The 19,468-nt window shown below is 68.1% G+C and carries 17 protein-coding genes; 10 read left to right on the forward strand and 7 right to left on the reverse strand.

The genetic code is table 11. The features are described from left to right. The first annotated feature begins 86 nt into the window (after positions 1-86). From BR07_RS0118250 to BR07_RS0118290, 9 genes are all read left to right on the forward strand, one after another. Complete coding sequence (locus tag BR07_RS0118250; RefSeq protein WP_027506659.1) at positions 87-1,610, forward strand: catalase; 1,524 nt, start codon at positions 87-89, stop codon at positions 1,608-1,610. A gap of 340 nt (positions 1,611-1,950) precedes the next feature. Then, a complete protein-coding gene (locus BR07_RS0118255) occupies positions 1,951-2,613 on the forward strand; it encodes a SipW-dependent-type signal peptide-containing protein (protein ID WP_027506660.1) in 663 nt (220 codons plus the stop codon). Between the two features lie 63 nt (positions 2,614-2,676). Further along, a complete protein-coding gene (locus BR07_RS0118260) occupies positions 2,677-3,294 on the forward strand; it encodes a hypothetical protein (RefSeq protein ID WP_155957103.1) in 618 nt (205 codons plus the stop codon). A gap of 25 nt (positions 3,295-3,319) precedes the next feature. Further along, positions 3,320-3,844 (forward strand): signal peptidase I, encoded by a 525-nt coding sequence (locus tag BR07_RS25385; protein WP_081821410.1) that lies wholly within the window; start codon positions 3,320-3,322, stop codon positions 3,842-3,844. Next, positions 3,844-5,307: a hypothetical protein gene (locus BR07_RS27115; RefSeq protein ID WP_027506662.1), complete on the forward strand. Its 1,464-nt coding sequence runs from the start codon at positions 3,844-3,846 to the stop codon at positions 5,305-5,307. The genes BR07_RS25385 and BR07_RS27115 overlap by 1 nt, the downstream gene beginning before the upstream one ends. A 50-nt stretch (positions 5,308-5,357) precedes the next feature. After that, the gene (locus tag BR07_RS0118275; protein WP_027506663.1) at positions 5,358-6,023 is read left to right on the forward strand and encodes an HAD family hydrolase; all 666 of its coding nucleotides are present in this window, start codon (positions 5,358-5,360) and stop codon (positions 6,021-6,023) included. After that, positions 6,020-7,828 carry a glycoside hydrolase family 15 protein gene (locus tag BR07_RS0118280; RefSeq protein ID WP_027506664.1) on the forward strand — a complete coding sequence of 603 codons (1,809 nt, stop codon included), beginning with the start codon at positions 6,020-6,022 and terminating at the stop codon, positions 7,826-7,828. Before BR07_RS0118275 ends, BR07_RS0118280 begins: the two co-directional genes overlap by 4 nt. Positions 7,829-7,834: 6 nt before the next feature. Beyond that, the gene (locus tag BR07_RS0118285; RefSeq protein ID WP_027506665.1) at positions 7,835-8,635 is read left to right on the forward strand and encodes an SDR family NAD(P)-dependent oxidoreductase; all 801 of its coding nucleotides are present in this window, start codon (positions 7,835-7,837) and stop codon (positions 8,633-8,635) included. 15 nt (positions 8,636-8,650) lie between these two features. Beyond that, positions 8,651-9,640 carry an LLM class F420-dependent oxidoreductase gene (locus BR07_RS0118290; RefSeq protein WP_027506666.1) on the forward strand — a complete coding sequence of 330 codons (990 nt, stop codon included), beginning with the start codon at positions 8,651-8,653 and terminating at the stop codon, positions 9,638-9,640. A gap of 12 nt (positions 9,641-9,652) precedes the next feature. On the opposite strand, the gene BR07_RS25390 is transcribed toward BR07_RS0118290, so the two are convergent. From BR07_RS25390 to BR07_RS25400, 5 genes are all read right to left on the reverse strand, one after another. Further along, the gene (locus tag BR07_RS25390) at positions 9,653-11,044 is read right to left on the reverse strand and encodes a nucleobase:cation symporter-2 family protein (RefSeq protein WP_081821392.1); all 1,392 of its coding nucleotides are present in this window, start codon (positions 11,042-11,044) and stop codon (positions 9,653-9,655) included. Positions 11,045-11,122: 78 nt separating this feature from the next. Continuing rightward, positions 11,123-11,401, reverse strand: a complete 279-nt coding sequence (locus BR07_RS0118300) for a hypothetical protein (RefSeq protein ID WP_027506667.1) — start codon at positions 11,399-11,401, stop codon at positions 11,123-11,125. A 13-nt stretch (positions 11,402-11,414) separates the two neighbouring features. Continuing rightward, positions 11,415-12,977, reverse strand: a complete 1,563-nt coding sequence (locus BR07_RS0118305; RefSeq protein ID WP_027506668.1) for a DUF2207 family protein — start codon at positions 12,975-12,977, stop codon at positions 11,415-11,417. 51 nt (positions 12,978-13,028) lie between these two features. Beyond that, entirely contained in the window at positions 13,029-15,296 is a 2,268-nt protein-coding gene (locus tag BR07_RS27440) for an FGGY family carbohydrate kinase (RefSeq protein ID WP_231476442.1), read from the reverse strand. A 2-nt stretch (positions 15,297-15,298) separates the two neighbouring features. Then, positions 15,299-16,330 carry a LacI family DNA-binding transcriptional regulator gene (locus BR07_RS25400; RefSeq protein ID WP_051613560.1) on the reverse strand — a complete coding sequence of 344 codons (1,032 nt, stop codon included), beginning with the start codon at positions 16,328-16,330 and terminating at the stop codon, positions 15,299-15,301. A gap of 120 nt (positions 16,331-16,450) precedes the next feature. Between BR07_RS25400 and BR07_RS26735 the strand changes: the two genes are divergently transcribed. Continuing rightward, positions 16,451-17,623 (forward strand): HAD-IA family hydrolase, encoded by a 1,173-nt coding sequence (locus tag BR07_RS26735; protein ID WP_197027829.1) that lies wholly within the window; start codon positions 16,451-16,453, stop codon positions 17,621-17,623. Here BR07_RS26735 and BR07_RS0118330 read toward each other — a convergent pair. Together BR07_RS0118330 and BR07_RS0118335 are read right to left on the reverse strand one after the other, a co-directional pair. After that, positions 17,612-18,622 carry a LacI family DNA-binding transcriptional regulator gene (locus BR07_RS0118330; protein WP_027506670.1) on the reverse strand — a complete coding sequence of 337 codons (1,011 nt, stop codon included), beginning with the start codon at positions 18,620-18,622 and terminating at the stop codon, positions 17,612-17,614. The genes BR07_RS26735 and BR07_RS0118330 overlap by 12 nt on opposite strands. A 39-nt stretch (positions 18,623-18,661) precedes the next feature. Continuing rightward, on the reverse strand, positions 18,662-19,402 hold the full coding sequence (locus tag BR07_RS0118335; protein ID WP_027506671.1) for an SDR family oxidoreductase: 741 nt from the start codon (positions 19,400-19,402) through the stop codon (positions 18,662-18,664). Positions 19,403-19,468: the final 66 nt, after the last annotated feature.

The following is a 19,468-nucleotide window of genomic DNA, read 5'->3' on the forward strand; positions in this document are numbered from 1 at the left end:
TCGATGCCCGGGTATGCGGGTACGACGGACGTTCTGCGTCACACCGCGACGCTTCGCGTCTGCCACGAACAGGAGGCACTGGACTCATGACACAGCCGAGGCCCACGACCAACAACGCCGGTATCCCGGTTCCCAGCGACGAGCACTCCCTCACTGCGGGTGCGCAGGGACCGATCCTGCTGCACGATCACTACCTCATCGAGAAGATGGCGCAGTTCAACCGTGAGCGGGTCCCGGAGCGTGTGGTGCACGCCAAGGGTGCAGGCGCCTTCGGCACGTTCGAGGTCACCGGTGACATCTCGCAGTACACGCGGGCGGCGGTGTTCCAGCCCGGCGCGAAGACCGAGATGCTGGCGCGCTTCTCCACCGTCGCGGGCGAGCAGGGCAGCCCCGACACGTGGCGCGACCCCCGCGGTTTCGCGCTGAAGTTCTACACCACCGAAGGCAACTGGGACATGGTCGGCAACAACACGCCGGTGTTCTTCGTGCGCGATCCGTTGAAGTTCCAGGACTTCATCCGCAGCCAGAAGCGCATGCCCGACTCCGGTCTCCGAGACAACAACATGCAGTGGGACTTCTGGACCCTGTCGCCCGAGTCGGCACACCAGGTGACCTGGCTGATGGGTGACCGCGGAATCCCGAAGTCGTTCCGCCACATGGACGGTTTCGGTTCGCACACGTACCAGTTCATCGCTGCCGACGGCACCAAGTCGTGGGTCAAGTTCCACTTCAAGACGGATCAGGGCATCGACTACCTGACACAGGACAAGGCCGACGAGCTGGCGGGCACGTCGCCCGATCATCATCGTCAGGACCTGTTCGGATCGATCCGCAACGGCGACTTCCCGAGCTGGACCGTCAAGGTGCAGATCATGCCGTACGACGATGCCGAGACGTACAGGTACAACCCGTTCGATCTGACCAAGGTCTGGTCGCAGAAGGACTACCCGTTGATCGAGGTCGGCACGATGACCTTGAACAAGAACCCGGAGAACTTCCACGCCCAGATCGAGCAGAGCTCGTTCGAGCCGTCCAACCTCGTTCCGGGCATCGGTGCGAGCCCGGACAAGATGTTGCTCGGACGCATCTTCAGCTACGCGGACGCGCACCGGTACCGCATCGGCACCAATTACGCGCAGCTGCCGGTCAATCGGGCGAAGGCGGAGATCAACTCCTACTCCAAGGAGGGTGCGATGAACATCCACTACAACTCCGCGGAGACGCCCGTGTACGCCCCGAACTCGTACGGTGGTCCCGCCGCCGACACGAACGCGTACGGCGACGACGGTGCCTGGGACTTCGAGCCCCGATTCGTGCGCACCGGGTACGTGCAGCATCCCGAGGACGGCGACTTCGTCCAGGCCGGCATTCTCGTGCGCGAGATCATGGACGACGACGCCCGCGAGCGTCTCGTGGGCAACATCGTCGGCCACGCGCTCAACGGTGTCACCGAGCCTGTGCTGCAGCGGGTGTTCCAGTACTGGAGCAACGTCGACCCCGAGATCGGCAAGAAGGTCGAGGAGGGTGTGCGCTCCGGACAGGGCGAGACCGCCCCCACGACCGGCGCCGGCGCGGTGGACGACCCGGCCGACGAGGCCGCGAAGGTCTGATCCGCTCCGATTCTCGACGCCGCCCGTCGCACCCTCAGCGGGTGCGGCGGGCGTTGCCGTATGTGATGTAGATCACGTCTGAAACGTGTGGTCAGAATTCTCTGCCGGCTCGCTGCTTCGGGCACCGAAGCGGCGGCGGCAACGCCGACAGGCTCACGTCCCGGCCCGGTTCATCGAACGGCCTCGTCGTATCGCCCCGATCGGTCTGTGTGACCCCGAGTACCGATCAATGGTTCGCGGAAATTGAAGAACGTTCGGTATGTGTGGTTTCGAGAATGGATCTACAGTTCGCTCGCAGCCATTGCGGTAATGGCTCGTCGAAGCGAAACGGGGACCTGCCATGACCACCGATCTCACCGTCGAGACAGAGCGTGAGCAGCGCGATGTCCGTCGCCGCAAGGTTCGAGCGCTCCTCGCGGGCGGGCTGGTTCTCGGCGTGGGAGCGGCGGTGACATTGGCCGTCTGGACCGACAACGTGTTCGGGCAAGCACAGTTCTCGGCGGAGAACTGGAACGTCCAGGGCGACTTCTCCACCGGTGGTACCGGCGTCTGGAACGAGTACGACACGGTCGGAACAGCCGGCACCTTCGCGTACACCACGGGTTTCGCGGCCATGAGTCCTGGCTTGACGGTCTACGCGCCGGTGGCACTTCGAGTCGGCACCGGCACTACCCCGGGCGGCGCCTACCCGGCAGACGTGACACTGAACGGAGCGACTCCGATCACGGGTCCCCTTGCCACCGCGCTGACCTACCAGGTGGTGTCGGGCGTCTCGGCGGACAACTGCAACGCAGCGATACTGGGCGGTGGAACCGACGTCGTCGTGGCCGGCAGTGCACTCGGGGACGGGAGCGCCGTGGACGCGATCAGTGTGCCTGCTGACGGCAGTCCGGTGTCGCTGTGCTTCGCCGTGACCCTTCCGCAGGCCGTCGCCCCGAACGTCGTGGCGGGACAGACGACGGGCGTCGTCACGTGGCAGTTCGCAGCCGAAGCGGTGGTCTGACTTCGGTCACGTCGCAACAGTCTCGTGGTTCGACACAGGTCCTCACGGACCCGCCTGATCCCGATGCCTGGTAGGCGGGCCCGTGTCGGCGCGGCCCTCTTGCTCGTGGTGGGCGCCGTCGTCGCGGCCCTCAGCGCGACCACTGTCGCGGCATCCTGGGTGGACCGGGCAATCGGCAGTTCTCGTTTCACCACCAGCCCGTTCGGTCTGGAGTCTTCCGTGAACAACGGCGGTACGTGGGCGGCGCATCCGGCGAACGCGCCTGCCGTCATGACTCTCAGCGCCGCATCGCTTCTTCCCGGCCAGTCCACGTACGGCGCCGTGTCGCTCCGGGCTGTCACCGCGTCGCCCCAGATCCGCGTCACCGTGGACGCGACCTCGACCACTGCTGGGCTCGGATCCGTGCTGCGGTACTCCGTCATCCGCTCGGCGACCTGTGTCGCGGCGAACTTCACCGCACCCGGGGCGTCCTATGTCATCGGATCGGCCGCGGCGGACGTACCGGTGACGACAGATTCTGCAGCGAACGCCGTGATTCTGCCCGCGGGAACCTCCAGTGCGACGGGCTCCCCTGTGCCCCTGTGTTTTCGGCTGAGCCTGCCGGACACGCTGGCGGTGTGGACCAACTCGACACTACAAACTTCGTTCCCCGCGACGTGGACCTTCGTCGGAACGACATGAGCCCGCCCGGAACGGAGTGTTCTCCATGACTACTCGCCACGTGGCCCCCACCGAGCGGCGGGCCCTCACGCGCATCGGCGATGCCGTGCTGAACGTGCTCGCGGTCGGTGGTGTGGTGTGCATCGTTCTGGTGATCCTGGCGTTCACGATGAACATCACGCTCATCATGTTCAAGACCGGCTCCATGTCGCCCACCATCCCCACCGGATCGCTGGCCGTTGTACGCGAAGTCGCCGCCGACACAGTGGCTCCCGGTGACATCGTGACCGTCGACCGGGCCGGAGAACTCCCCGTCACGCACCGGGTGGTGCGGACGTCACCCAGCACGGACGGCACGACCGTTCTGGAACTCAAGGGCGATGCCAACGAGTACGAGGACCCCGCCGGATACAAGGTCACGGAGGTCCGCAAGGTTCTGTGGTCGATCCCCGGCCTCGCGAAGGTGATCGTGTGGTTCTCGCACCCGTTGGTGCTGGGGGCGATCACCATCGCCATGACGGTGCTGGTCGTCGCCGTCTTCTGGCCCCGAACACCGCGGGCGAGAACCTGATGCGTCGACGCCTCTCCACGGCCGTCGTTCTCGTCGCGGTGCTGTCGACCTTCGTCGCGACGGTCGTCCGCACCTCCTCCACCGACGCCGCGTGGGTCGGGCGAGAGCACCTCGCCACCACCGTGACGCCCGGATACTGGCCGACGAGCGGTAGCGCGTACGCGGAGGCGGGGCGAGTCGTGTCTGCCTCCGGTCTCGTGTTCAATCTGCTTTCCGGTGGAACCAGCATGCCGTGGTCCGGGGTGACCGCGAGCAGGACTCAGACGGTTCCCGGTGCCTCGACTGCCTCGAACGCCGGGCCGTATCGCAACGGCGGCGTACTGGGCCTGGTCAACCAGCTGATCTCCCGAGGGGCCACCGACACCTCCCCGATCGTCGGTGACACGTGCGCGTCCTATGCATGGGGTCCGGGTTCACCGCCCCAGTGCACCGGTGCTGCCCAGAAGGTGTACGCGACGAGCACATTGTCGACCTACACACTGCGCGCAGAACTGCTTGCCGGTCTGGGGTCCGTGCAGGTCGTCACTCTGCCCTCCGCGGTCACGGCCACGGCGTCCTGCAACTTCTCCACGTCGACGGCGTCGACCACCGCGACCGGGGCTCGCGCGGCCAACGCGACCGCCGGCGATCAGGGCACGATCAGCATCCGAAATCAGGCCGTCGCGATACCCGCGGCGGGCGGAACGACGGCGTTCGACCGCCCGACCGGAGTGCTGGTTCCGCGGCTCGCGGGAACGATCACCAGTGCGGTGACCCAGTCTGCCGGCCAGGCACGGTCGACACTGACGGTCGACGGCACCCTCACCTACATCGGACTCGTTCCGATCACGTTCCGGCTCGTGGTCGTCGACGCGATGTGTGGGAAGGATGTCGCAGCGCCGGTCGTAGCGAGCGCGGAGCCCGCTGCTCGGGTAGCGGTGCCGGAGGCCTTCTCGACGACTCCGGCGGCCCCGTCGACGACGCCGGAAGCAGCGACGTCAACAGCCGGTACGACGACGACGACCTCGGCAGAGACCGCGACCACCGCAGCGACCACCACATCGACCACCGCCTCGACCACGACGACGACCGTCACGACGGCACCGACGCCGACGATCACCATCGCACCGACACCTGACACGACGGACAACCCCCTGACGACGACCGCGATCACGGCCTCGACCACCACGGCCTCGACCACCACGGCCTCGACCACCACCTCCGTCACGCCCGCGGCGACCGAGTTCTCCGGCCCACCCGACGGGTCCGTGACGAGACTGGTGACATCGGACGGCCTGACGTGTGTGGCCGGCACCCCCACCGAGGACGCGGTGCCGTTCGCGTGTGGTGACGGGTCGGCGGTCGTCTTCACTCCGGTGGCGCTGTCGCCACCTGGCATCGCCGCTGCCACGACCGACGGGCTCTGGTCGCCGAGGACGCTCACGGGGGAGACGGTGCCGGTGGAGGCGGCCACCCGGGCGTGACGCTGCCCTCCCGCCGTTTGTCGTCCCCCACCCCCGGGTAGTCGAGGAGGGTGACTTCTCCCGCCGTTCTGTTCGACATCGACGGCACGCTCGTCGATTCGAACTACGCCCATGTCCACGCCTGGGCTCGTGCCTTCTCCGACGCCGGTATCGCTGTGGACTCGTGGCGGATTCACCGCTCGATCGGCATGGACGGCGCGAAGCTGCTCTCGTCGCTGGCCGGTGACGCGGACGACGCCGCTGCCTCGCATGCGAAGGAACTACACACGCAGTACTACGAGGAGATGTCCTCCTTGCTGTCGCCGCTGCCCGGTGCGCTCGACCTGCTCGGCGCGGTAGCAGACCGCGGGCTGCAGGTCGTGCTCGCCACCTCGGCACCGGAGAACGAACTCGCGATCCTTCGCGGACTTCTCGGGGTCGAGGAGATCGTCTCGGAGTTGACGTCGTCGGAGGACGTCGAGACGGCGAAGCCGGAGCCGCGCATCGTCGACATCGCGCTGGACCGTGCCGGCGTCGGTGCCGAGCGCGCCGTCTTCGTCGGGGATTCCGTGTGGGACGTGAAGGCATCCGTCACAGCGGGCGTCCCGTGTATCGGAGTGCGCAGTGGCGGCGTCTCGAGTGCCGAGTTGACCGAGGCCGGCGCCACCGCGGTGTACGACGATCCTGCAGACCTGTTGGCGCACATCGACAGTTCGATGATCGCGCGCCTCGAATGAGAGAGAACGGCTACGCACCGATCGAGAACTACGCGGCGATCGGCGACGGCCGCACCGTCGCGCTCATCGCGGACGACGGGCGCATCGACTGGTTTCCCGTTCCCAATCTCGACACCGCGCCGGTGTTCGCGGCACTGCTCGACGCCGAGTCCGGCGGCCACATCTCGATGCGCCCGGCGGAGGACTTCACGACCACGCGTCGGTACGCCGACGGCACCAATGTCCTGGTCACGACGTTCACCACCGAGTCGGGCGTCGTGAACGTCACGGACTCACTGAACACCGGTGTGGCGGGACGCCTTCCGTGGACCGAGCTCGCACGGCGCGTCGAGGGCGTCGAGGGCAGTGTCGACATGGAGTGGTCCGTCGCTCCGGGGACGTGTCTGGGAACGGCGTCGCCGTGGTCGTACGAGACGGTGCACGGTACGGTGCTGCGCGTCGACGGTGTCACTCTGGGCGTGCGTACTCTCAATGCCGACGACATCGAGCTCGAATCTCGCTCCATCAGTGGTCGATTCACCACCGCGGTCGGTTCGCGCTCCCTCGTGGCCGTGGTCGGTACCGAGGTGGAACCGTTGTATCTCCCGGTGCCGGAGGACGTCGACTCGGGCATCGATCGTACGATCGCGAACTGGCAGATGTGGTCCGAGGAGTTCCGGTACGAGGGCCCCTGGCACGACGAGGTCCATCGCAGCGCCCTCGCACTGAAGCTATTGTTGTACAGCCCGTCCGGTGCCATCGCGGCGGCGGCGACGACCTCGCTGCCGGAGCGGTGGGCCGGTGCCAAGAACTGGGACTACCGCTACGCGTGGGTGCGTGACACCGCGTACACGATCAAGGCGCTGATCCGCTTCGGTCTGCGCGAGGAGGTCCACGCCGCGGTGGCGTGGCTGCTGCGCATCATCCGCAGCAACGAGCAGATCACGCAGGTGTTCTACACCCTGAACGGTGAGATCCCGGGCGGCTCGACATATCCCGACGTGCCGGGGTGGCGCGGGGTCGGTCCGGTGATCAACGGAAACGAGGCGGCAACTCAGTTGCAGCAGGGGATCTTCGGTGACCTGTTCGACATCGTGTCCCTCTACGTGGACGCGGGCAACGTACTCGACGCGCCCACGGGCCGACTCCTCGCGGAGATCGCCGACACGACGTGTGACATCTGGCGCCGTAAGGACGCCGGAATCTGGGAGCTGCCCACGATCCGGCACTACACATCCTCCAAGATGGGCTGCTGGCACGCGCTCGACCGTGCGGTGCACCTCTCCGAGCAGGGCATGATTCCCGGCATCGCGGACAGGTGGGTGACCGAGCGCGACCACATCGCCCAGTGGATCGACGACAATTGCTGGTCCGAGTCCCGCGGCGCCTACGTCTGGTACCCGGGCACGGATGAGCTCGACGCCTCCGTGTTGCTGCACGCGGGCAGTCGGTGCGTCGACGACGAGCGGATGTCGAGGACCGTCGACGCTCTGCGCGACGAACTCGGTTCCGGCGACCACCTCTATCGCTACTCCGGCATGCAGATGGTCGAGGGTACGTTCGTCGCCTGCTCGTTCTGGGTCGTCGGCGCCCTCGCCAAGCTCGGCCGCGACGACGAGGCCAGCGCACTCATGGATCGACTGGTCACCAGCGGCAACGACGTCGGCCTCTTCGCCGAGATGATCGATCCCGACCGGTCGGCCGAGGACGAGCCGTCGACCTTTCTGGGCAACTTCCCGCAGGGGCTCTCCCATCTCGCTCTCATCAACGCTGCGCTCACTCTCGCCAGCGGCCACGACCACACGACCTCCGACACAGGAAAGTAGGACCACATGGACCTCGGAATCACTGGCAGAACTGCTGTCGTCACCGGCGCGGACTCGGGAATCGGGTGGTGCACGGCGCAGATGCTGCTCGACGAGGGTGTCCGGGTCTTCGTCACGGACAAGGACCAGGACAAGCTGGCCGCCGGCGCTGCCGAGCTCACCGGACCGGAGGGTGCCGTCACGGCGTTCGCCGCGGACGTGACGAAGCCCGCCGACGTCGAGGCGATGCACGCGAAGGCGGTCGAGGCGCTCGGCACCGTGGACATCCTGGTGCAGAGCGCCGGCATCACCGGCGCACAGGGCATGTTCCACGAGATCGACGACGACGGGTGGTCGACGACGATCGAGGTCGACCTTCTCGGGCCGGTGCGCGTCGTGCGCGCCTTCCTTCCCGAACTCCGCGCGGGCGGATGGGGGCGCATCGTGTTGCTCGCGTCCGAGGACGCGGAGCAGCCCTACATCGACGAGCTGCCCTACTGTGCGGCCAAGGCCGGCATCCTCTCGCTGGTCAAGGGACTGTCGAAGACGTATGCGTCCGAGGGTGTCCTGGTGAACGCGGTGTCTCCTGCCTTCATCCACACCCCGATGACGGACGCGATGATGGACAAGCGAGCCGACGAGCGTGGCACCGACCGCGACGAGGCCATCGAGAGCTTCCTGAAGGAGGACCGGCCGTTCATGGAACTCGGCCGACGGGGTACCCCGGAGGAGGTGGCGTCGGTGATCACGTTCCTGTGCTCGGAGCGCGCCAGCTTCGTCAACGGCTCGAACTACCGCGTCGACTCCGGTTCCGTCGCGACCATCTAGAGAGGACCCACGCCCATGACACGTTTCGGCTACACCCTCATGACCGAGCAGAGCGGACCGAAGCAGCTCGTCGACTACGCCGTGAAGGCGGAGGACGTCGGGTTCGACTTCGAGGTGTCCAGCGATCACTACTCACCCTGGTTGTCGTCGCAGGGACACGCGTCCTACGCCTGGACGATGCTCGGCGCGGTGGCGCAGGCGACGTCCCGAGTCGGCCTCTACACGTACGTGACCTGCCCCATCATCAGGTACCACCCGGCGATCGTCGCGCAGAAGGCGGCAACGCTGCAGATCCTCGCCGACGGCCGTTTCACGCTGGGCCTGGGAAGCGGCGAGAACCTGAACGAGCACGTCGTCGGCGAGGGTTGGCCCTCGGTGGACAAGCGTCAGGACATGTTCGAGGAAGCGGTCAAGATCATCCGGCAACTTCAGTCGGGTGAACTGATCACGTGGCAGGGCGAGCACTACCGCGTCGACTCGGCGCGCCTGTGGGACACCCCCGAACACCCGCTCGAGATCGGCATCGCGGTCTCGGGGTCGAAGTCGATCGAGCGGTTCGCGCCGCTCGGCGACCACATGATCTCGACGGAGCCGAAGTCCGAGCTGGTCGAGGGCTGGGACAAGGCCAGGCACATCGGCACGGGCCTGAACCGGGAGTCGAAGAAGATCGGTCAGATCCCCATCTGCTGGGGTCCGGACGAGAAGGCGGCCACCGAGCTCGCGCACGACCAGTTCCGCTGGTTCGCAGGTGGGTGGGCCGTGAACGCGGACCTGCCGACGACGGCCGGCTTCGCGGGTGCGACACAGTTCGTCCGGCCGGAGGACGTGGCCGGAACCATCCCCTGCGGACCGGATCTCGATGCGATCGTCGAGAAGGTGGCGCCCTACTGGGAGGCCGGTTTCACCGACATCGCACTCGTGCAGGTCGGCGACGAGACCCAGGAGCGCTTCCTTGCCGAGGCCGCCGGGCCACTGCTCGAGAAGCTCCGCGCAGCGTCCTCCTGACCGACGGGTCGATCAGAGCGCCGGTCCACGCACAGCGTCGTGGGCCGGCGGATCTGTGTCGGTGGACAGCTTGTCGCGCAACGACTCCGAATTCAGCAGCATGTTCAGGACCACCGCGCACAGCGCACCCGCGCTGATGCCGGAGTGGAAGATGGTCTGGAACCAGTCGGGGAACCGGTCGTAGAGGTCCGGCGACACCGTGGGCAACAGTCCGACGCCCACCGCGACGGCGACCACCAGGATGTTCGTGTTGTTGAACGACACCTGCGCGAGCGTGCGGACGCCACTCGCGGCCACCATGCCGAACAGTGCGATGCCCGCGCCACCGAGCACGGGAAGCGGCACACCCTCCACCACGGCACCGAGTTTCGGCAGCAACCCCAGCAGGATGAGGATGCCGCCGGCGAACGTGGCCACATGGCGGGTCTTGACGCCCGTGATCGCCACCAGCCCCACGTTCTGCGCGAACGCCGTGTACGGGAACGTGTTGAAGATGCCACCGAGCATCGTCGACAGGCCGTCGGCGCGCAGACCGTCGGCCAGACGGCGAGGCGGAACCTTCTTGTCGACGATCTCGCCGACAGCGATGATGTCGCCCGTGGTCTCGGTCATGATGACCAGCGCGACGATGCACATGGTGATGATCGCGCTGACCTCGAACGTCGGGAATCCGAAGTGGAACGGCGTGGTCACGCCGACCCAGTCCTGTTCCCGCACACCACTGAAGTCGGTCATGCCCAGCGGGATCGCGATGACGGTGCCGGCGACGAGTCCGAGCAGGATGCTCAGTCGCTTGGCGGCCGGGGGAGCAAACCGTTCGATCAGCAGGATGATCAGCAACGTGAGTGCGCCCATCCCGATGTACTTCGGATCACCGAAGTCCTCGGATCCCGTTCCGCCGCCGAACCATCCGGCCGCCACCGGCATCAGCGACAGGCCGATGATCAGGATGACCGTGCCCGTGACCAGAGGCGGGAACAGGTGGAGCAGCTTCGCGAACACCGGCGCCAGCGCCATCATGAACACGCCGGACGCGATCACGGAACCGTAGATGGCGGTGACGCCGTACTGCGAGCCGATGGCGATCATCGGTGTCACCGCGGCGAAGGTGCAGCCCTGCATCAGCGGTAGTCGTACCCCGAAGCGCCAGAACCCGACCGCCTGGATCAGTGTCGCGATCCCGGCGACGAACAGGTCGGCCGTGATGAGGTACGGCAGGTCGCTCGACTGCAGTTCCCCCGCAGCGACCAGCGCGCTGCCGACGATGAGAGGGACGGCGACCGCGCCCGCGTACATCGCGAGCACGTGCTGCAGGCCGACTGGAGCCAGCACCGACAGCGGGGGAATGTGGTCGACCGGATGCGTGCCCGCCCGACCGCGAGTGAACCTCGACAACGACACCATGGGACACAGTGTCGGCCCTGCCCGTGTCGTTCGTCGGTCTTCTCGGTTTCCGCGCCGTTACGGCGGCACTCCGTCGGCTCAGAGGGTGGTGGCGGCGAAGGACACGAAGACGACGAACAGTGCGGCGCCGCCCAGCGCGGCTCCGATCATCGCCTCGCGGCCGTTGGTGGCCGTGCCGTCCTCGTCCCGGCCGATACCGACCCATCCGCACACCACCGCGAGGATGCCGGTGGGCACCGCGACGATGTCTCCCACGAAGGGCACGAACGCGCAGACCAGCGCGACGATGCCCGCGACCAGCGCGCTGCTGCCCGCGCCGTTGCGATACGCGGGACGTGATGACGGAGTGTCGGTCACACCCGGAATGGTCTCAGGTGCTCCCCGCAGCGCCGCCACCGCCACCCGCGCCGGCCCCGGACACCGTGCCGGCGCTGCTGTTGGTCGAGGTGAACACCGAGGAGAAGACGACCCAGTTCAGCAGTGCCGGGTCCGAGGCGTGCAGTGATCCGGACGGTGAGGCGAAGGCACGCAGCGTCGTTCCGCCGTCCGCGTCCGTGGCCGCCTCGAGGCGCTTCGTGAACGTGGAGCCGAGCCCCAGCGCGACGATGTCGGGCAGTGCGTCGTCCAGATCGAGCGAGGAGTCGTCGTCCTTTCCCGACTGCTTCAACCCGTCACGGTAGGCCTCCCAGGGACGAGCGGCGTCGAGACCGGCAGCCGAGAATCGCGAGTAGGCGACCGTCATGACGAGGCCGGCGATCAGCAGGATCCCGCCGGGAATCGCGGCGACCAGCATGATCGGGGCCCCGGAAGCAGCGACCACGCCTGCGCCCACCATGACTGCACCGCCGAGAAGTGCCAGTCCGACCAGACCCCAGCGTGGTCCGGCCGTGCCGTGGCGCACCCACCCGTTCGCCTCGAGGTGCGCGTCGACGACGGCCTTCGTCGCGCCGTGACCCTGCGCGAGCTTCGTGAGCGCGGCGCTGTCCACCACGTCGCCCTCGGCCTTCTCGGACAGCATGGTCCAGACGGCGTCCTGCACGTCGCCGCGTACCTTGCCGCGGTCGAGCAGTCGGACTCGGAGCGTGTCCTTGCCACGTTTCTTCGACCCGGAACCCGGCTCGGACTCGAGAGCCACTGCGTCGGCCGCCGCGAGTGCCAGCAGCGTGGCCGGCACCGCACTCGCCTGCGCGCTCCGATGGACCAGAGCCGTGACGATCGCGGGATCGGTGGTGTGATCGGGTCGGTAGGTCGTCGGAGGCTGCGCCGACACCGTGGGCCGCGAACGGCGACGGTAGATCTGCGCCGCGCCCGCGGAGCCGACCAGCACGACGGCGAGACCGGTCCACGGGAGCCACGTCGACCCCGGCCCGGCGGCGAACTCGTCGAGCGCCGTCACCGGTGGCCCGACCAGGATGGAGGACTCCAGCCGGTCGATGCCGTTCGTCAGACTGCCCGCGACGTCACCGTCGCGCAGCGGCGGCACCAGGGCGTCCTCGATGATCGCTTCCTGCTCGTCGCGGGGAACATTGCCGTCGTCGAAGGTGGATCCGAGGAAGATCCCGGCGCGGGCCTCGTCGTCGGTACCGGGCTCGCGGTTGATCAGGATGGCGCCGGCGACGTCCTGATCGACGTCCGCCGTCGACACCCACGCCTGCTGGAGTGCCTCCACCTGATCGAGGGTGTCGTCCGAGTCGGCGTCCAGCTCGCGGACGTACGCGACGACGTCGGCCCCGGTCTCGGCGCGCAGCGCGTCGAGTCGTTGCTCCAGCGCCTCGACGTCGGCCGGACCCAGCGAGTCCCCGGTGCGGTCGTACACGCGTTGGCCGACCGTGAGCCCGTCGAACTGTGTGTCACCGGAGCTGTCGGAGCAACCGGCGAGACCGAGCACTGCTGTCGCCGCGATGAACGCGACCGCGAACCGGAACCGTGTCATGCCGTCATGATAGGCAGACTCGACGGTCCGGTATCGCGTGTCGCGTGTGGGTCAGCGGTTGTCGACGGCCTCGGCCAGCTCGCGCAGGCGCGGCAGCGCGCGGTCCGTCAGCAGCTGCTCGCGGGTGTCGGCCGAGACGGCCATGCTGTCCTTCCAGAGGGAGCGACCCGCCATCGCGCCGCTGGCGCCGTTCGCCACGGCGGTGCGCACCTGCTCGATGAACGTCTCGTGATCCACACCGGCGGACAGGACGGCCCACGGCACGCCGTTCGCGGCGGCGGTCACGGCGGCACAGGCTTCGGCCGATCCGGGGTACTGCAGCTTGAGCACCTTGGCACCGCACTCGACGGAGATGCGGGCGGACTCGGCCACGAGGGACGGGAAGCGCTCCGCGTAGTCGACGGCCGATTCGCCCTCGAGCCGGTACGTGAGGATCTCGACGATCAGCAGCAGACCCTCGGCCGAGCACGCCTTCACCAGTTCGGCGATCTCCTGGCCGACCCGCGAGTCCGCCGTCTGACGGTCGGGGCGCATGTACCACAACATCTTCGCGACATCGCCGCCCAGATCGCGCACCACGCGCGGGGTGACGCCGTCGACGAAGCGGGTGAACTTCAGGCCGTCCACGGTCTCGAATCCCGAGGCGTCCATCCCGACCACGAGCGCGGTGTCCCGCGACAACGTGCCTTCGTCGACGACGCGGGGGAGCGCCACCTCCGGGTCGAGCAGGATGGCGGGAGCGTGGTTGCCGAGGTACTTCACGAGATCGCCCTTGGCATCGGCGAGTTGATCCTTCGAGATGGAGTCCGGACCGTCCGGGGCGTCGTTCATGACGGCCTTCATGCCGTTGCGCTGGTCGCCGGCCACGATCAGCATGTTGCCGTTCGCAGTGGAGATGGCGGCCATGCCGCGTCGTTCCAGTGTGGTGAGGTCGTTCATGTCGGAGCTCCTGTCGGTGGTGCAAGGTGGGGTTCGGTCGCTCGAGTCGAGCAGTCTGGAGGCGAACAGGGCTGCGCCGTAGGCGGTGTCCTGTGTTCGGCCGGAGGTGGTGATGTCGGGCAGGACGGCGGCGCGGGCGTCGCGGACGCAGGCCATGCTCGCCCAGCCACCGGTGAGGATGCTGCGCCGTGCGGGCGGGACCTCACGGTCGAGCGCGGCGACCAGCAGGGCCACCTCGTCGTTCCCGTGGAGCAGCACGGCGCGGAAGAGTTCGGCGGCGTCCACCCCGTCGGTCCGGATGGTCAGTGCGAGCACACCGTCGTCGTTGCGTGCACCGGAGACGGTGACACCACCCTCGGCGACGGATCCCGCGGACGGTAGTGCCTGCACGCGCTGGTCCAGCCCGTCCCGCCCGGCGCGATCGGTGATGTCGCACAACTGCAGCGCGCGGCGCATGAGCAGTCCCGACTTCACACCGGCCACCAGCACGTACTTGCCGGGCACGACGTGGCGGACCGAGTTGATCAGGTGCTCGGCCAGTCGCGCGCGACTGGCCGCGGACGGTGGCGTGTCCAGGACGCGCAACAACACCTCCGCGGTACCCATCGAGACGAGGTAGGTGTCGTCGGCGATGTCGCCGCCGGACACCGCGGACACGAGGTGGTCGTGGCCCGCGACCGTGAGGGCGGCCCCGCGTACGAGCTCGGGAAGCCATGGCGCCGAGGCGAATCCGAGTGCGGTGCCGGCAGCGACGAGCGGCGGGAGGAAGGTGTCGTCGACACCGAGGTGCGCCAGCATGTCCCGCCAGGGGGCGCCGGTGTCCTGGTCGAGCAGCCCCGTTCGCGACGCCAGCGAGTACTCGCTGACAGCCCGTCCGCCGAGAGCGGCGACGACGAACGCGGGCAGATCCAGCCATCGGAGTCCGGTGAGGTCCAGTCCGCCGGACTGCAGATGCAGGATCTTCGCGACCGAGACCTGCACCCCGAGAGGGATTCCCGTGGTCGCTGCGAACGCGGCCCGCAGCGGCCCGGGCAGGGCGGCGACCTGCTCCCCGCCGCGCGGGTCGAACCACGCGAACGACGGCGCCACGACCTCCAGCCCTGCGTCGACGAGGAAGCCCGTCTCGCCCATGCCCGAGACGGCGACGGCATCGAGCCGGGCGTTCGGATCACCGGTGACGTCCGGCAGTCGGCGCGCGACGATCTCCACCAGGTGACGCACGGTGTCGAGGAGATCGTCCGCCGCCATGTCGGTGGTACCGCCGGCCCCGTGCGTCCAGGGAGTGGCGAGTTGCTCGATCAGGACCTCGGAACCCGAGGAGTCGCTGACGAGGATCTTGATTCCGGTGCTGCCGAGGTCGAGACCGGCGACGAGGGACATGCTCACGGGCGGTACCGCTTTCCAGCGCTGGGGGACTGTCGATTCGGGGGAGCGAGATGCGAGCTGCGCTCGACGAGAGTCGTGTCGGCGAGGCCGGCCACGGCGTCGAGGGTGGGATCGTCGAAGCGCAGCAGCAGACGGTCGAACGCCGCGGCTCCGATCTCGTACGGGTTCTGGTCGATGCAGGTGACGGGCGGATCGACGGCGTCGGCGAGAGCGAAGCTGCCGAACGACACCATGGCCACGTCCGTGCGGTGGATCTCGTGCAGGACCGACACGACGGCACTGGCGTGGCGGGCGTTGGAGACGAACAGCGCCGTGGGGGGTTCAGGGAGGGCGAGCAGGTCGAGCACCACCGGGCGCACCGCGTCCGGTGACGGCGCCACTTCGGGAATGCCGTCGCCCGGGGCGCTGAGACCGTGCTCGGTGAGGACGTCGACGTACGCGTCGCGTCGACGTTGCGCCGTCTGCAGTCGCGCATCGTGACCGACGAGGGCGATCCGCCGGTGCCCCGCGTCGACCAGCACCCGGACGGCGCGTCGAGCCGCCGAGTAGTCGTCGACGGTGACGGAGTCGAAACCCGGGATCGAGCGGTCGACGGTCACCACCGGCAGGGTGTGGCGGCGCGGGGTGAGGAACGACGAGTGATCGCCGACGGGGGCGAGCACGATGCCGCGCACGTGTTGACCGGCGAGGCGGGTGAGTTGCGACAGTTCGCGCTCGGGATCGAACCCGGTGCTGCCGACCATGACTCCCATGCCGCGATCGAGCGCACGCTCCTCGATCGCGCGTACCAGGGAGGCGAAGAAGATGTCGTCGATGGAGTCGACCACGATGCCGATGGTGGTGCCGGATCCGGACTTCAGTGATCGTGCGGCGGAGTTGGGAACGTAGTTCAGTTCCGCCACCGCCGCTTCGACGCGCTCGCGCAGCTCGGGGAGCACCGTGTCGACACCGTTGACCACGCGCGAGACAGTCTTGAAGCTGACGCCTGCCAGTGCGGCGACGTCCTTGATGCTGGCGCGGTGGGTCACGGGAGAACTCTCGATCGAGGGTGGGTGACGGTCCGGCATTGCTGCGAGACAACGTTGTCTTCTATGATCGTCATCGTGCACACCTCCTGTCAAGAGATTGCGTGGAAAAGCGGCCCGCACGTGGTGATCGCCGGGGTCGCCGGCAGTGGCAAGTCGACCCTCGGAGCAGCGGTCGCCCGTGATCTCGCAGCGCCGTTGCTCGACCTCGACACCCTGACGGCGCCGCTGCTCGACGTGCTGAGTCCGCTGCTGGGCAGTGGACACTGGAACGACTCCGGCGACGCGGCGCCCCTGATCCGTGCCGGTCGATATGCCGTGATGCGTTCCGTCGCAGAAGAACTGACGTCGGTGGGCGTGCGGTCCGTGATGGTCGCGCCGTTCACCCGCGAACTGCAGGGTGGTGACGAGTGGGCGGCTCTTCTCGAGTCCGTGGCCCCTGCGCCGGTGGTCGTCGTCCATGTCGACGGCAGCGAGGCGTTGCTCGCCCGGCGCCGCGCGGACCGCGGTCTGGACCGGGATCGCCACCGCGCCGACACGCCGCACTCGAGCCCCACGGTCCCGCATCTGCGCGTCGACGCGTCTCTGACCACCGCGCAGCAACTGTTCCGTGTCCGCCGGGCGCTGGGACTGGTGTCCCCGCCCGCGGACCGGGGGGGTGTCGTCGGGCGGACGTTCGACGCGATGCTGTTCGACCTCGACGGCACTCTCGTCGACTCCACGGCGGCCGTCGCGCGGTGCTGGGCCCAGGTCGGCGACGAGTACGGATTCGCGGTCGCGGACATCGCGCACGGAATGACGGCGGCGGAGTCGATGGCGCTGCTTCTCGGCGACGTGGAGGGGCCGGCAGCGGCGCTGCGGCTCGGTGATCTGGAGACCCGCGACGTGGCCGACGTGGTCCCCACTCCCGGTGCGCTGGAGTTGTTCTCGGCACTGCCCGCCTCGCGGGTGGCGATCGTGACGTCGGGTGCACCGCCCGTGGCGCACGCCCGTCTCGCAGCGGCGGGTCTGGCCGCACCCACCGCGATGGTGACCTCTGCGGACGTGGCACACGGCAAGCCGGACCCGGAGCCCTATCTCCTCGCGGCGCGCACGCTCGGGATCGATCCGAGCCGCTGCCTGGTCGTCGAGGACGCGCCCGCCGGAGTGCGATCGGCACGGGCCGCGGGCTGCACGGTGATCGGTGTGGGAGGCACGCACGACCGAGCCGACCTGGACGCGGACCTGCAGGTCGACACCCTGGATCAGCTGACGGTCACCCTCGCCGAGGGAGGCGTCACCGTGTCACTGCGGTGACGCGGCGCCGTCGGGGAGCGTGCACGATTCCCTCTCGATCAGCTCGACTCCGAGCACGTTGCGGCGGCGGTAACGCCGGCGCGGGTTCTCGATGCGTCCGAGAATGCGATCGATCGCTTGGAGCCCGAGTTCGGCTGGGTTCTGGTCGATCACGGTGACGGGCGGGCACAGAGCGTCGGCCAGCGGGAAGTCGCCGAAGCCGACGTACGCGGGGCGCGTCGCTCCGCGCTTCTGCAGTTCGGGCACGCACGCCATCGCGGTGCGGGCGTTGGACAGGAACAGCGCCGTGGGCGGCGCGGAGGAGTCGAGCAGTGTGCGCATCGCCTCCCGTGCCTGATCGCGGCCGAGGACTCCGGTGACGACCAACGTGTCGTCGTACTCGATCCCGTTGCTCTCCAGCGCGTCTCGATACCCGGAGAGGCGGTTGAACGCGGTGCTGATGGAGATGTCGTCGCCGACCAGAGCGATGCGCCGGTGGCCCCGATCGAGAAGATGGGTGGTGGCCGTCCAGGCACCGCCGTGATCGTCGTCGACGAACGTGTCGGCGGTGAGCCCGGAGGGCGCGCGGTCCACGAACACGGTGGGGGTGCGCTCGGCCCACCGCTTGAGATAGGCGTGGTCGGTACCGATGGGCGCGATCACCAGGCCGCTGAGTTGTCTGCGCAGGAGCGATTCCACCAGTGAGCTCTCGAGGGACGCGTCGTGACCGAGGCTGGTCATGATGACGGCCATGTCGTGCAGCCGGGCTCGGTTCTCCACCGCACGCGCGATCGACGCGAAGAAGGGATCGTCGATGTCCGGGACGGCGACCCCGATGGCACCGGTGTGGCCGGCGCGGAACGACGTCGCGATGGTGTTGGGAACGTAGTTCAACGATTCGAGCGCCGCGTTGACCCGAGCGCGAGTCTCGGGATCGACGTGCGGATCGTCGTTGTAGACACGGGACACCGTCTTCGCGCTGACGTTGGCCAGTGTCGCGACATCCTGCATCGTGGTCATCGGGCCACCTTCTCGTACGTGCCGGGACAGTATGACGGGTCAGCGGCTGGTGTACCCGCCGTCGACCGGAAGAGACACCCCGGTGATCATCGAGGCGTCGTCGCTGAGCAGGAACGCGATGGGGGCCGCGATCTCGGCCTCGGTGGCCCACCGACCGAGCGGCATCTGCGACAGGAACGGGCCCTCGATCTCCGGGCGCCCCCAGTAGAAGGCGGACATCTCCGTCATGACGACGGTGGGATTGACGCTGTTGACCCGGATGCCGTGCTTCCCGAGTTCCAGTGCCGCGACGCGAGTGATGTTGTCCAGAGCCGCTTTCGAGGATCCGTACGAGATGTGTCCGGGGAGCGCTGCGAGCGATGCCTGGCTCGAGACGTTGACGATGGCCCCGGCTCCGGCGGCGATCATCGCGGGAGCCGCGTACTTGATGACGAGGAGGCTGCCGCGCGCGTTGATGGAGATGACCTTGTCGAAGATGTCGATGTCGGTGTCCTGGGGGGTGGCGATCTCGCCGCCGAAGCCGCCGCAGTTGACCACGCCGTAGAGCTCGAGGCCCGACAGGGCCTCACGGATGCTGTCCTCCGACGTGAGGTCGAACGGCAGCGGACGTGCGCCGGTCTCCTCCTGCAGAGCAGCGAGCGCGGCCTCGTTCCGTCCGGACGCGATGACGTCGGCGCCGTCGGCGACGAGGCGCCGCACTGTGGCGGCGCCGATACCGCCGCTGGCCCCGGTGACGAGGATCGTGCGGCCGCTGAACTTCGACGGGGAACTCTGCGACATGTCGGTTCTGCCTTCTGGGGAGTCGTGGGTGTGGCGGTGATGCGATGTCATCGATGTCATGACCTC

Origin of the sequence: Rhodococcus sp. UNC23MFCrub1.1 (assembly GCF_000686025.1) — a bacterium.
Lineage (GTDB): Bacteria > Actinomycetota > Actinomycetes > Mycobacteriales > Mycobacteriaceae > Rhodococcoides.

Bases quoted from the DNA above. Each gene is read 5' to 3' on its own strand.
- BR07_RS0118330 (WP_027506670.1), bottom strand. From the start codon at position 18,622: ATGACCACGATGCAGGATGTCGCGACACTGGCCAACGTCAGCGCGAAG.
- BR07_RS0118260 (WP_155957103.1), top strand. From the start codon at position 2,677: ATGCCTGGTAGGCGGGCCCGTGTCGGCGCGGCCCTCTTGCTCGTGGTG.
- BR07_RS27115 (WP_027506662.1), top strand. From the start codon at position 3,844: ATGCGTCGACGCCTCTCCACGGCCGTCGTTCTCGTCGCGGTGCTGTCG.
- BR07_RS0118255 (WP_027506660.1), top strand. From the start codon at position 1,951: ATGACCACCGATCTCACCGTCGAGACAGAGCGTGAGCAGCGCGATGTC.
- BR07_RS0118305 (WP_027506668.1), bottom strand. From the start codon at position 12,977: ATGACACGGTTCCGGTTCGCGGTCGCGTTCATCGCGGCGACAGCAGTG.
- BR07_RS0118290 (WP_027506666.1), top strand. From the start codon at position 8,651: ATGACACGTTTCGGCTACACCCTCATGACCGAGCAGAGCGGACCGAAG.
- BR07_RS25385 (WP_081821410.1), top strand. From the start codon at position 3,320: ATGACTACTCGCCACGTGGCCCCCACCGAGCGGCGGGCCCTCACGCGC.
- BR07_RS25390 (WP_081821392.1), bottom strand. From the start codon at position 11,044: ATGGTGTCGTTGTCGAGGTTCACTCGCGGTCGGGCGGGCACGCATCCG.
- BR07_RS27440 (WP_231476442.1), bottom strand. From the start codon at position 15,296: ATGTCCCTCGTCGCCGGTCTCGACCTCGGCAGCACCGGAATCAAGATC.
- BR07_RS0118335 (WP_027506671.1), bottom strand. From the start codon at position 19,402: ATGTCGCAGAGTTCCCCGTCGAAGTTCAGCGGCCGCACGATCCTCGTC.
- BR07_RS0118285 (WP_027506665.1), top strand. From the start codon at position 7,835: ATGGACCTCGGAATCACTGGCAGAACTGCTGTCGTCACCGGCGCGGAC.
- BR07_RS0118250 (WP_027506659.1), top strand. From the start codon at position 87: ATGACACAGCCGAGGCCCACGACCAACAACGCCGGTATCCCGGTTCCC.
- BR07_RS0118280 (WP_027506664.1), top strand. From the start codon at position 6,020: ATGAGAGAGAACGGCTACGCACCGATCGAGAACTACGCGGCGATCGGC.